Genomic DNA, 13056 nt, shown 5'->3' on the forward strand with positions numbered 1-13056 from the left:
CTGAAAACGATTTCATCTTACAAGACAAATATGAACTTTGTATTGCACGGGTTTGCGCTATGCTGGTGACGCCGCAACAACAGAAAGCCATGGCGCAGCGCAGTCGGTTTACCCCGTAAAACAAGGTGTTTTCGGTGTTTTTCCTAATTGACGCAACGCGCACAATGGTTGGGATCAGTCCGCTTTAACCTCGTCGCCCATCGCGCGGGGCAAGCCAGGACAGACCCTCGGTCAAGGGGACCGGGTGCGGAGTTCAGCTGCCACGCGTGATGCGCGGCTCCGGTAAAGAGGAAAGGATCATGTCTACTGCCTTAAACAGACTTGGCGCGCTGGAAGCGGCGCACAAGCTGCAACGGCGCGAGTTAACTGCGGTGCAATTGGTGCGGGCCTGCTTTGCCCGCATCGAGCAGCGCGAAAACACCATCCATGCCTGGACGGCGCTGCAAAAGCAGGCGGCGCTGGACCATGCGCAAGTGCTCGATAGCGGCGCCTTGCGCGGGCCATTGCATGGCTTGCCGATCGGCGTGAAAGACCTGTTCGACACGTTCGACCTGCCCACCCGCTACGGCTCCCCCATTTATGAACGCCACCGCCCCGGCCTGGATGCCGCCGCCGTGGCGTTGTGCCGTGGTGCGGGCGCAGTAGTGGTTGGCAAGACGGTCACCACGGAATTCGCGACCTATCAAGCCGGCCCCACCCGCAACCCACGCAACGAGGCCTACACGCCGGGCGGCTCGTCCAGCGGTTCGGCCGCTGCGGTGGCTGACGACATGGTGCCGTTTGCGCTGGGTTCGCAAACCGCGGGCTCCATCATCCGCCCCGCGTCTTACTGCGGCATCGTGGGTTTCAAGCCGACCTTTGGTGCGGTGCCGCGAGCCGGCGTGAAGAGTCTGGCCGAATCGTTGGACACGGTGGGCGGCTTCGCGCGCTCGGTGCCAGACGTGGCGCTGTTCGCATCGGTCATGATGCGTGACCCGCGCTTGCTGAATCTGGCTTACGAGGGCAAGCCGCGCATCGGCATGTGCCGCACGCTGCAATGGCGGCATGCGCAGGCCGAAACCAAGGAAGCCTTCGCACAGGCCGCCGCCACGTTGTCCCGGGCAGGCGCCTTCGTGCAAGAAGTGCCGCTGCCGCCGCAGGACTGCATGCTGGTGCAGCTGCATGCCGACATCATGGCGTTCGAGGCCTCGCAGTCGTTGGCTTACGAACGCTTGGAACACGCCAGCCAGCTCAGCCCCAAGATTCAAGCGGTGCTGGAAGCGGGCGCGCAGATCACGGCAGAGGAACACATCCGAAATCTGGCGCGTGCTGAAGAATCCCGCGCGCGGGTAAACAGCTGGTTCGATGAATTCGATGTGGTGCTAGCGCCCAGCGCGGCGGGCGAAGCGCCTTTCGCTGACTTGGGTACGGGTGACCCGCAGTTCTCGCGCGCCTGGACGCTGTTTGGCCTGCCCTGCCTGAACCTGCCCTTTGCAACCGGCCCGCAAGGCTTGCCCGTTGGCTTGCAGCTGATCGGGCAGCGCTACGACGACTACCGCACGCTGGCCATTGGCGCGTGGGTGCACAAGCAGTTGCTGGCCGCAAACACGCCTGACATCGGCGCATCCGACATGTGGCCGCGCGGCTGAAACCGGTGCGTTGAAAGCAGAAAGCCCGCCAGATAAGGCGGGCTTTTTTGTTGCCGTGCCGCGCCAAGAAGCGGTGTGTTCTTGGGGGCCGCACGCCCATGTTTCGGGCTTGCGTCAGGCGCTTACTGGAGGCCAGAGATGCGGATTACGCGGTCTCGGCGGTTTCCGTTTCGGCCGCCGTGACGGCGCCCGAGTTGATGTGGCGGTTGACGGCGCTCAGCACAGCCTGGAACGACGCGGTGACGATGTCGCGGTCGATGCCCACGCCAAAGCCCGTGCTGGATTCACCCACGCGCAGTTCCACGTAAGAAGCGGCGCGCGTGTCGGTGCCGGTGCCGATGGCGTGCTCGTGGTAGTCCATGATGCGCACGGGCACGTCCAGCGCGGCCACAAAGGCCGAGATGGCGCCGTCGCCCTTGCCGGTCACGATGCGGCGTTCGCCGTTGTATTCGAGTTCGGCTTCGATGCTGAAGTGCTGGCCTTCGCCGGCCGACGGATTGCCGTCGATGCGGTGGCGGATCAGCTTCCACGGCGACTTCTGTTCAAGGTATTCGCGGTTGAAGATCGTGTGCACGTCGTCAGCGGTGACTTCGCGGCCGGTCTCGTCAGTGACGCGCTGAATGGCGCGGCTGAATTCGATTTGCAAGCGGCGCGGCAAGACCAGGCCGTGTTCCTGTTCAAGCAGGTACGACACGCCGCCCTTGCCCGATTGGCTGTTCACGCGGATGACGGCGTCGTAGCTGCGGCCGAGGTCGGCGGGGTCGATCGGCAAGTACGGAACTTCCCAGACGGCGTCGGCTGCTTGCAGCGCGAAGCCCTTCTTGATGGCGTCCTGGTGCGAACCGGAGAACGCGGTGAAGACGAGGTCGCCCGCGTACGGGTGGCGCGGGTGCACCGGCAATTGGTTGCAGTATTCGGCGCAGCGGCGCACTTCGTCGATGTCGGAGAAGTCCAGCCCCGGGTGCACGCCTTGCGTGTAGAGGTTCAAGGCGAGCGTGACAAGGTCGACGTTACCCGTGCGTTCGCCGCTGCCGAACAGGCAGCCTTCGATGCGGTCCGCGCCGGCCATCACGGCGAATTCGGCGGCAGCCACAGCGGTGCCGCGGTCGTTATGCGGGTGCACGCTGAGCACGATGCTGTCGCGGCGGGCCAGGTTCTTGTGCATCCACTCGATCTGGTCGGCGTACAGGTTGGGGCTGGTGGCCTCGATCGTGGCGGGCAGGTTCAACACCATCTTGTGATCGGGCGTGGGCTGCCAGACGTCGGCTACGGCATCCGAGACCTCCAGCGCGAATTCGGGTTCAGTCGTGCTGAACACTTCGGGCGAGTACTCGTAGCTCCACTTGGTTTCCGGGCGCTGCGACGTGTATTGCTTGATCAGGCGCGTGCCGGTGGTGGCGATGCCCTTGATCTCTTCCTTCGTCATGTTGAACACGACTTTGCGGAAGGCCGGTGCGCACGCGTTGTACATGTGGACGATGGCTTGCTTGGCGCCCGCGGCGGCTTCCACGGTGCGGCTGATCAAGTCTTCACGCGACTGGGTCAGCACGATGATGGTCACGTCGTCGGGAATGCGCTTTTCCTCGATGAGCTTGCGCACGAAATCGAAGTCGGTCTGGGAGGCCGACGGGAAACCGACTTCGATTTCCTTGAAGCCGATCTTCACCAACTGTTCGAAGAAGCGGAGCTTGCGCTCGACGCTCATGGGTTCGATCAGGGCCTGGTTACCGTCGCGCAAGTCCGTGCTCATCCAGATCGGCGCCTTGGTGATGCGGCGGCTGGGCCAGGTGCGTTCGGAGAAATCGCGGGTAAAGGGCGCGAAGGGGACGTATTTGGTGGCGGGGTTGGCAAGCATCATTACTACACCTCGATCGGTTTCTTTTGAATCCCGGGAGCACTAAGTCTCGGCGGCACGTATGACCGGATGACGGTCTTGTGCCTGGATTTGCCGTGATTGACCGGCAGGATTCACATCTAAAAAGGGGAAATCGCGTGTGGCAAACGTGGCTGCCGAGCTACCACGGGGACACTAGGCCCGGCAACCGATCGGTAGGTATAGCGATAGCGCGGCGGCGTTGAAGGAACGAGCGCGCAGGCCGGCGACCGGAGCGGCGGAGCGTCCGGTGGCAATCGCGAGGGAGGTGCGGTAAGCGGCCATAGGTTGCTAGTCAAACACACTTTGCCAGCCAGCGCAAACAGAAAAAGCGGGGGACGCATCGCATCCCCGCGCGGGTTTGGCCAGAAATCAGACGAAGTTACTGCGTCTGCATATGCCCGTTTTTCACGACTTTACCCAGACGTTCGCGCTCACTTGCTGCGAATTCAACGAAGCTTGCGCGCGAGCCGCCGCCCGGTTCGATGCTGCTTTGGCGCAAGGCGTCCTGCACTTCTTTGGTCTGCAAAGATTTTTCGACGGCGGCGTTCATCTTGTCCAATACGTCGGCGGGCGTCCCAGCGGGTGCGAACAAGCCTGCCCAGTGGCCGATGCGAATGGCCGGGAAGCCTTGTTCGGCGGTCGTCGGAATGTCGGGCGCGCTGGCCATGCGCTTGTCCCAGGTCGTGGCCAGCGCCTTGAGCTTGCCGCTCTGGATCAGTGGCAGCGTCACGATGCTGGCTTCCGAGGTGGCGTCGACCTGGTTGCCGATCACCGCCGTCACGCCTTCCGAACCGCTCTTGTAGGCAATGGGCTCCACGGGCAGGCCAGTCGCTTCCTTGACCATCTCCGCCACGAAATGCGGCGTGCTGCCGTTACCGGCGGTGGAAAACGTGATGCGGTCGGTCTTGGCCTGTTTGGCGCGCCCAACGAAGTCCTTCAGGTCTTTGGCGGGGTTGGACGGGTTGGCCACAATGACGGACGGCGTGATGGACAGCAGCGCCACAGGCGTCAGCTCTTCATCCTTGTAGGGCTGGTCTGACCGGATCAGGCTGTTGGTGACGGTGCCGTTGCTGCCGACCAGATACGTGTAGCCATCAGCGCCGCTGCGTGCGACGTGCGCAGCGCCTACGACGCCGCCCGCGCCGGGGCGGTTTTCTACGATGACCGTCTGGTTCAAAGTCGAACCCACCGCTTTCGCGATGATCCGCGCAACGAGGTCATTGGCGCCGCCCGCGCTGAACGGGGCGACGAAGGTGATGGGCTTGTCAGGCCAGGCGGCGGCCAGGGCCGGCGTGGCAGCGAACGCGGCCGAACAGGCCAACAACAGGCCGGAGGCATACCGGACGGGGGGTCGGAACATGATGAACAACTCCAGGGGCCGGCCGCGCATCCGGCCTGTCTCGGGGCCGGTAGATATGGTTTGGTGTGTGTGCGCGGCCCGCGGTTGCGCGAGCCTGGAGGGGCCAGTATAGAAAAAGCCGGCTGGCAGAGGACTGAAACAAACAGGCCGCCTTGTGGGCGGCCTGAAGTCTGCGTGTGATGCGTTCGGCGCTTAGCGGGCCGGGCCGATGCGCGGTTCGACGTAGCGGTCGCCGCGGGGTTCGCCGCGGACCTCACCACGGACTTCGCTGCGCGGCTCGCGGCGCCCATCGTCGCGCGGATCGCGCGTGGGGCGGCTCGCGGCGCCTTCCAGGATTTGCGCCTGTTCGGCCACCATCGCGATCTTGCCGATGCGATTGTGGCGAATTTCAGACAGTGAGCGGCGCAAGTCGCCTACAGTGAAGGGCTCTTGGCGGTCGCCCCACGTCCAGCGCAGCACGCCGAGAGACTCTTCCGACAGGTTCGGCGCCAGTTCTGCCAGCACATCGGTACCCACCGGCGTCGCCGCGCCCGAGGCCAGGCTGGCCGAGAACCAGGCGCGCACCGAGAAGAAGACGATCAAGCTCCAGATGGCGACGACGACCCACCAGATATACGGATTCACTTTCTGCGCCATGTCCTGGGTGGGCTGGCCCAGGGTATGCAGGAAGTCGTAGTTCATGCGTTTGCCGAAATCCAGTATCCACGAGGCGACGAGATACCAAAGGACGACGGCGACGGCGATGACTATCGCGCGCACAACGAGTCGGGGAAGCGCCAATTTGAGCAGGGTCTGGCCGATAAGTCGGCTGTCCTGGCGAACGCTTGCGGGCGAAGTCAGATTCATCATGCAAAATATTGTACCTATGACCCGTCCAATTTTAGAACTGCGACCTGGCCAGCATTTGACGCTGACCCCTCAGCTACAACAATCGATACGATTGTTGCAGTTGTCTACGCTCGACCTCGAGGCTGAGATCTCGCAAGTGCTCGCGGACAACCCCCTGCTGGAACGTGAAGACGACACGCCCGCGGCCGAGGCGCAAGCCGAGTCCGAGCGCGAATCTTCCGTGCAGGACGACGAGCCGGCGGCCGAACGCGAAACGCCGGTGGACGAAATGCCGGGTTCGGGCGGGGTCTATTCCGATGACGATTCCGGCCCGCCCGAGGCGGCGCGGCCCGATACGCTGCGCGAGCACCTGCTGGGCCAGCTAATGCTGACGCGCGCGGCGCCGCGAGACGCCGCGCTGGCGGGGCTGCTGATCGACGAGCTGGATGAGAACGGCTACCTGGGGTCTCCCCTGGAAGAAATCCTCAGCTGGCTGCCCGCCGAAATGGAGCCTGACCTGGACGAGCTGCGCGCGGCATTGTCGCTGTTGCAATCGTTCGACCCGGTTGGCATCGGGGCCCGCGATATGGCCGACTGCCTGCTGTTGCAGCTGCGCAACCCCGACCTGACCCGCCTGCCCGAAGCCGCGGACCCCGCCGTGTTGGCGTGCGCGCGTCAGATCTGTGCGCAGCACCTTCCGCTGTTGGCGACGGGCAACGCCGCACGTGTGTGCGCAGCCGCTGGCTGTGACGACCCCACCTTCCGCGCCGCGCATTCACTGATCTTGCGGTTGGAGCCGCGCCCGGGCCGCGCCTGGACCGTGCCGGCTGCCGACTATGCCGTGCCGGACGTCATCGTGCGTAAAACCCGGCGCGGCTGGCAGGTGACGCTTAATAGCGCCGCCGTGCCGCGCCTGCAGATCAACGGGCTGTATGCGCAGATGCTGGGCAACCAGAAAGAATCCGCGCATGCCGGGCTGCAATCCCAGTTGCAGCAGGCTAGATGGATGATCCGCAACGTCGAACAGCGCTTTGACACGATCCTGCGGGTGGCTCAAGCCATTGTTGAACGCCAGACTGCGTTCTTCAGCCAGGGGCCATCGGCCATGCGTCCGCTGATTCTGAAAGACATCGCGGGCGAGCTTGGTTTGCACGAATCGACCATTTCACGGGCCACAACGCAGAAGTACATGCTCACTCCGTTTGGCACGCTGGAGCTCAAGCGCTTCTTTGGCGCGGGCGTTTCCACGGATGGCGGCGACGCCACCTCGGCCACCGCGGTGCAGACGTTTATCCGCCAAATGGTGGCAGACGAGAACCGTGCCAAGCCTTTGTCCGACAGCCAGATCATGCAAAAACTGGCCGATCAGGGGATAGTGATCGCCCGCCGGACGGTGGCAAAGTACCGCGAAGCGCTGCGGATTGCCCCCGCAACGGTGCGCAAGGCGCAGGCCTCGGCGCGTTGAAATAGGGGACGAATCTTTTTAAGATTCGTCCAATCTTTCAAGGGCTTGCGTGACAAATCCGTTGCAAATTTTTTTTATCGCAGGGGACTTGTCATCCGCTGAATAATTTTCGATAATCATTCGCATGTACATTTGCGTATGTAATGCCATCACCGAACGCCAAGTCCGCGCCAGCGTGGACGGAGGCGCGACGACCCTGTCCGACCTGCAATTCGAGCTGGGCGTAGCCACGTGCTGCGGCTGCTGCGCGGCAACCGCCGCCGAATACCTGCCAGGCGGCCGCTGCTCCAGCGTATGCGACGTCCGCTCCATTGCCGTTCCGGTCAATGCTCCTGCCACGCTCGTGGAGTCGGGTGCGGCTGCCAACAACAGCAGCTTCCCCATTCCGCTGGTCGCCGCAGGCTGAGCTTGACCCGCCATTTCCGGCTCGCTGCCTGACGCAGCGGGCCGCGCTGTTTTCTTCCCGCATTCTTCACGCATTCTTTCCGCATTTCACCCGCGCCCCGTCGCTCCGCATTTCCTCCCGCAAGATCCCCCCGCTTTCTTAGAACCTCCCGGCCATTGCGATCCGCTCGCTGATGGGTTGCGCACGCCTGGGCAGGCGCGCAGAATGCCTGCTCCACGCGGCATGCGTGGCGCCCTGTCCACCTGGATCTCCGATGAAGGCCACGCCTGCCGTTTCCACCGCCTCGACCGCCAACGGCGCGCCGGGGATCAGTTGGGTGCCGATCGCCGCATTCTGCTTCTTGTGGAGTTCCGCCTTTGCGGCGGCCAAAATCGCGGTGCGGGACTGCCCGCCCCTGACGCTTCTGACCATCCGTTTCCTGATCGCCGGCGCCTTGATGCTGGGCATCGCCGTGGCCAGCCGCCAAGGCAAGCGGCCCAGCGCGCGTGACTTGGTCGCGCTGATTCTGTTGGGCGTGCTGAACAACGCGCTGTACCTGGGCCTGAGCTGGTCCGGGATGATCACCGTGTCCTCCGCCTTCACCGCCGTGCTGATCAGCACCAACCCCTTGTTGATCGGCGTGTTGGCGGGGCCAGTGCTGGGAGAGCAACTCAGCTGGCGCAAGCTGCTGGGCTTGTGCCTGGGGCTGGCGGGCGTGGCGCTGGTGCTGCGGTCGCGCTTGAGCGGCATGCAGGAGGACCTGCATGGCACGCTGCTCGTCACGGGTGGCCTGATTGCGCTCGTGGCCGGTACGCTGCTCTACAAGCGCTTGAAGCCGCAGGCGGGCCTGTGGACGGCGACCGGCATTCAATCGTTGGCAGCGGCCGTGGCCTTGCTGCCTTTCGCGCTGATGAACGAAAGCCTGGGCGATGCGCGCCTGACCGCGAGCCTCGCGTGGAGCATGGCCTACATGATCGTGGCGGTGTCGATGGGCGGGTACTACCTGTGGTTCATGATCCTGACTCGCGCCAGCGCCACATCGGCCAGCGCGCTGCACTTTCTGATGCCGCCGCTGGGCTTGTTGTTTGGTTGGCTGGTGCTGCGCGAACCGGTGTCGTGGCTGGATTTGCTGGGCATTGTGCCGATTGCATTCGGCATCTGGTTGACCACGCGCAAAGCGGCCTGATCGGCTCGCAAGACAGAATGTGAGGTGTTGGCGCGTTTGGGTTGCCGATATGCAACGAAGCACATAACGCCATCTTCAGGTCGATATTCGTCGGTTGGCTGCGCGATATTGAACATGGCGCGAGCAATATAGGGGTCGATTCCCGCACATCGATGCCGCACAGGCCGCATAACCCTTGCCTTGTCTGTGCAAGGCATCACGCACGCATACTCATTCTCATTGGCGTATCGCTTTCTTGTAGCGGTTCTAAAGCGGTTTACCAAATGCAGCGCAAGGCTAGGCGCGGCCTGCCGGCTGATGGTAGTCTGCCGGGGTTGCGTACGCGCGGCATCGTGCGCTCCTCTGTCGCGATGCACTCGCGTCGCGCCTGACTGCAAGGAGTCCATTATGAAAGGCGACAAAACCGTCATCCAGTTTCTGAACAAGCAACTGACCAACGAACTGACGGCCATCAACCAATATTTCCTGCATGCCCGCATGCTGAATCATTGGGGCTTCGACAAGCTGGGCAAGCACGAGTACGAAGAATCCATCGGTGAAATGAAGCACGCGGATCGCCTGATCGCCCGCATCTTCATGCTGGATGGCCTGCCCAACCTGCAAGACCTGCACAAGCTGCTGATCGGTGAAGACGTGCCCGAGCTGCTGGCCTGTGACTTGAAGCTGGAACAAGCCGCGCACGCCACCGTCGTGGAAGCGATTGCCTACTGTGAATCGGTGCGTGATTACGTCTCGCGCGATCTGTTCCAGGACATCCTGGACGACACCGAAGAGCACATCGATTATCTGGAAACGCAGATCGATCTGATCGACAAGGTCGGTATTCAGAACTACCTGCAAAGCCAGATGTCCGTGCCGGAATAACGCGCACGCGTTATCTGCCAAGGCAAAAATAATGGCGCCCCACGGGGCGCCATTATTTTTTGCAGCATCAGCTGCGGATCGGGCTTACTGCGGGCGGGCCGGGCATTCGGCCATCGTGCCCCAGGCGCGGTTAGGCGCACAGTATTTATTGCGCGCGTTCCACGAGCACGACGGGCGTTCGAAGAAGCCTTGGGTCGCGCATTGGGCCAGTTCGCGCTTGAGCGCGTCTTGCCAGCCCGGCGCGCCCGGTGCCGGCGACGTATTGGGCGGGGGCGGAGGCGCTTGCACCATTTGCGGGGTGCCGTAGCCGCCCGCTTGCGCCTGGCCGCCATTGATGGCGGTAGAGGTGCCCGGTACTTGAAGATCCATGGTGGTCACGTCAGACGTACCCGACGGCAGCGGCACTTCGGAGGCGGCTGCGATTTCGCGAGCTTGTTCCGGGGTGATGCGTTCGCGGGAAAGTTTGACGGCCGGATCGCTGACGGTGTCGAACAACGACACCGTATTGACCTGCCATTGCCGGTCGGCCGGTTTATCCGGCACACCCAACGTGCCGTCAATGCGCGGCTGCGGAGGCTGCGCCACATACGGACGTCCGTTGGCGTCCAGAACGGGCTGCTGCGAAGCTGCCGCGTCCTGACCAGGAGCAGGTGCGGCGGGCGGCGCATGCGCCACCAGCCAGTCACCCAATTGAATTCCGCCCCAGGCCGACGCGCCAAGCGCGATCAGGAGCGTTGCGAATAATAAACGCCAAGACATTGCTACCCTCATCTGCCGTGCGGAACCCGAACGGGTTTACGCCTTGTCCCCGAAAACCTTGCCGCCGTGTTCGCGCATGGCATGGAATTTCACTTCGGGATACAGATCCTCGGCTACGCGCAACTGCGCAGGGGAACTGATCAAAAACGCCGCCGCATCGACGACATCATAGGCGATATGAGCCGCATTGGCATCCATGAACTTGCGCAGCGCCTTCGGGTTTTCAGACGTAATCCAACGTGCCATTGTGTAGCGGGAGGGCAGCATTCTGGCGTCCGCGCCGTACTCCGTCTTGAGCCGGTGGGCGACCACTTCGAACTGCAGTTGGCCGATGGCGCCCAGCAGCAAGGAGCCGCCTGCTGCCTCGGGGCGGAACACCTGAATGGCGCCCTCTTCACCCAATTGGGTCAGGCCGGTGCGCAGTTGCTTGGTGCGCAACGGGTCCTTCACTTCCACCGCCTGGAACAGTTCCGGGGCGAAGAACGGCAAGCCGGTGAACTGCAGCGTTTCGCCTTCGGTCAGCACGTCGCCCAGTTGCAGCACGCCGTGGTTCGGAATACCGATCACGTCGCCGGCATAGGCTTCGTCCAGCAGCTCGCGCCGCTGCGACAGGAACGACACCACGTTGTTCGGGCGCATTTCCTTGTTGGTGCGAGCCACCTTCAAACGCATACCGCGTTCAAAGCGGCCCGAGCTGACGCGCACGAAGGCGACGCGGTCGCGGTGGGCGGGGTCCATATTGGCTTGCACCTTGAACACCACACCGGTGAACTTGGGCTCTTCGGGCAGCACTTCGCGTTGCAGCGCCATGCGCGGGCCCGGGGGCGGCGCGTGGTCGACCAGCGCATCCAGCACTTCCTGGACACCGAAGTTGTTGATGGCCGAACCGAAGAACACCGGGGTCTGCTTGCCGGCCAGGAACTGCTCGCGGTCAAACGCGGGAGCGGCTTCGTTGATGAGTTCGATCTCACCGCTGGCCTGGTCGAATGCCGAGCCGTAACGGCGGGCGATTTCAGGGTTGCTCAGGCCTTCGATGACGTCGTCGTTGTCGGAACGGCGTTCCTGGCCGGGGCGGAACACGCGCATGCGGTCGCGGCGGATGTCGAACACGCCGCCAAACGCTTTGCCCATGCCCACCGGCCACGAGAACGGCACGGCGTCCATGCCCAGGTGGCCTTCAATTTCAGACAGCAGTTCCAGCGGCTCGCGCACTTCGCGGTCCATCTTGTTGATGAACGTGATGATGGGCGTGTTGCGCGCGCGGCAAACCTGCAGCAGGCGGATCGTCTGGGGTTCCACGCCGTTGGCGGCGTCGATCACCATCAGCGCGGCGTCCACCGCCGTCAGCACCCGGTAGGTATCTTCAGAGAAGTCCTGGTGACCCGGGGTGTCGAGCAGGTTGATGACGCAGTCGCGGTATTCCATCTGCATCACCGAGGACGCCACGGAAATGCCGCGTTGCTTTTCGATTTCCATCCAGTCGGACGAGGCGTGGCGCGACGCTTTGCGCGCCTTAACGCTGCCGGCGATCTGAATCGCGCCTGCGAACAGCAACAGCTTTTCGGTCAGCGTGGTCTTACCCGCGTCAGGGTGGGAAATGATGGCGAACGTTCTGCGCCGCGCGACTTCTTGAGGGATATTCATGATCGGGGGATTCTACTTAACGCCGCATCTTCCAGCCGGTGCGGTCCGGCGACGTGCATGAAACGCATGGGGCACGCACCGTTGCCGGTGCGTGCCCCACGGGGTCAGCGTCAGGAATGACGGCGGAATGACGCCAGAAAAACGCCCGCCAGGATGAACAGCGAACCGAAGGTCCGGTTCATCCAGCGGATGTGCTTGGCGTCTCGCAGCATGCGCAGCACGCGTGCGGCCAGCAGCGTGTACACGCCCATGGCCACGAGGTCGGTAAAAGCCAGCGTGGCGGCCAGCGCGGCGTACTGAGGGGTCAGCGCCAACGCCGGGTCCACGAATTGCGGCACCACGGCCAAGAGGAACACCGTGCCCTTGGGGTTCATGGTGTTGATCAGGAACCCGCGCATGACGAGGTCACGGATCGAGGCCTGCTTGGGGTCACCCGCATCCACCGCGACGGGCGCGGCATCGGTGCGGATCTGGCGCACGCCAAGATAAATCAGGTAAGCCACGCCCAGGTACTTGACCACATTGAAGGCCATTTCGGACGTGGCCAGCACCGCGCCCAACCCTACGGCCACGACGACGAACTGGAACAGGATGCCCATGATCAGGCCGGCCGTGTTCCAGTAGCCGCGTGCAAAGCCGTACTTCAATCCGGAAGACATCGCGGAAATCGCGCCCGCCCCAGGTGAGAACGAAATGGCCCAGGAGGCCAGGAAGAACGTCAACCAGGTGGATAAAGGCATGATGCGCGGGTCCTTGGATCGCAGGATGTGGGTGCCGGGATATTACCTGCTTGGAATTACTTGCCGAGCAGGGCTGCGCGCGGACCGCCGGACGGGCGGCCCGAACCGCCGTTGCCAGCCGGACGGCCAGAGCCCTCCGGACGGCGCTGGCTTTGCTGCGGACGGCTTTCGCCGCGGCCGGCATGTGCCGGACGGTCAGCAGGCTTGCCATCACGCGCGCCGCCATTGCCACGGCCTTCGCCGCCAGCACGGGCCGGCGCGGGGGCGCGGCCGCCAGCAGCGGCGCGGGGTTGGCCTTGCGCGGGGCGCGAACGGCCGGCG

At 63.5% G+C, this 13056-nt stretch carries 11 protein-coding genes and 1 pseudogene; 5 read left to right on the top strand and 7 right to left on the bottom strand.

The genetic code is table 11. From position 1 onward, the window contains the following. Window positions 1-299: 299 nt before the first annotated feature. Window positions 300-1628, top strand: a complete 1329-nt coding sequence (locus HV765_RS17915; protein ID WP_054421004.1) for an amidase — start codon at window positions 300-302, stop codon at window positions 1626-1628. 145 nt (window positions 1629-1773) lie between these two features. Here HV765_RS17915 and leuA read toward each other — a convergent pair whose 3' ends face one another. The 3 genes from leuA to HV765_RS17930 all read right to left on the bottom strand — a co-directional run bounded on the left by leuA (window position 1774) and on the right by HV765_RS17930 (window position 5713). Next, window positions 1774-3486, bottom strand: a complete 1713-nt coding sequence (gene leuA, locus HV765_RS17920) for a 2-isopropylmalate synthase (RefSeq protein ID WP_054421005.1) — start codon at window positions 3484-3486, stop codon at window positions 1774-1776. A gap of 397 nt (window positions 3487-3883) precedes the next feature. Then, the gene (locus HV765_RS17925; RefSeq protein WP_175170498.1) at window positions 3884-4864 is read right to left on the bottom strand and encodes a tripartite tricarboxylate transporter substrate binding protein; all 981 of its coding nucleotides are present in this window, start codon (window positions 4862-4864) and stop codon (window positions 3884-3886) included. Between the two features lie 192 nt (window positions 4865-5056). Further along, a complete protein-coding gene (locus tag HV765_RS17930; protein ID WP_175170499.1) occupies window positions 5057-5713 on the bottom strand; it encodes a hypothetical protein in 657 nt (218 codons plus the stop codon). 16 nt (window positions 5714-5729) lie between these two features. Between HV765_RS17930 and rpoN the strand changes: the two genes are divergently transcribed. The 4 genes from rpoN (at window position 5730) to bfr (ending at window position 9592) form a co-directional block, all read left to right on the top strand. Continuing rightward, window positions 5730-7157 (top strand): RNA polymerase factor sigma-54, encoded by a 1428-nt coding sequence (gene rpoN, locus HV765_RS17935; RefSeq protein ID WP_454668125.1) that lies wholly within the window; start codon window positions 5730-5732, stop codon window positions 7155-7157. Window positions 7158-7281: 124 nt separating this feature from the next. After that, window positions 7282-7563, top strand: coding sequence for a (2Fe-2S)-binding protein (locus HV765_RS17940; protein ID WP_050448875.1), 282 nt, complete (start codon window positions 7282-7284; stop codon window positions 7561-7563). Window positions 7564-7816: 253 nt separating this feature from the next. After that, entirely contained in the window at window positions 7817-8728 is a 912-nt protein-coding gene (locus HV765_RS17945) for a DMT family transporter (protein WP_054421008.1), read from the top strand. A 387-nt stretch (window positions 8729-9115) separates the two neighbouring features. After that, window positions 9116-9592: a bacterioferritin gene (gene bfr / locus HV765_RS17950; protein ID WP_006216785.1), complete on the top strand. Its 477-nt coding sequence runs from the start codon at window positions 9116-9118 to the stop codon at window positions 9590-9592. Window positions 9593-9676: 84 nt separating this feature from the next. On the opposite strand, the gene HV765_RS17955 is transcribed toward bfr, so the two are convergent. The 4 genes and pseudogenes from HV765_RS17955 to HV765_RS17970 all read right to left on the bottom strand — a co-directional run. Next, window positions 9677-10363: a hypothetical protein gene (locus HV765_RS17955; RefSeq protein WP_175170501.1), complete on the bottom strand. Its 687-nt coding sequence runs from the start codon at window positions 10361-10363 to the stop codon at window positions 9677-9679. Window positions 10364-10387: 24 nt separating this feature from the next. Continuing rightward, window positions 10388-11995: a peptide chain release factor 3 gene (locus HV765_RS17960; protein ID WP_054421010.1), complete on the bottom strand. Its 1608-nt coding sequence runs from the start codon at window positions 11993-11995 to the stop codon at window positions 10388-10390. A 110-nt stretch (window positions 11996-12105) separates the two neighbouring features. Further along, a complete protein-coding gene (locus tag HV765_RS17965; protein WP_054421011.1) occupies window positions 12106-12735 on the bottom strand; it encodes a LysE family translocator in 630 nt (209 codons plus the stop codon). Between the two features lie 56 nt (window positions 12736-12791). Next, a pseudogene (locus HV765_RS17970) lies at window positions 12792-13056 on the bottom strand (DEAD/DEAH box helicase); the annotation flags it as partial.

Source organism: Achromobacter kerstersii (assembly GCF_902859595.1).
Taxonomy (GTDB): domain Bacteria; phylum Pseudomonadota; class Gammaproteobacteria; order Burkholderiales; family Burkholderiaceae_B; genus Achromobacter; species Achromobacter kerstersii.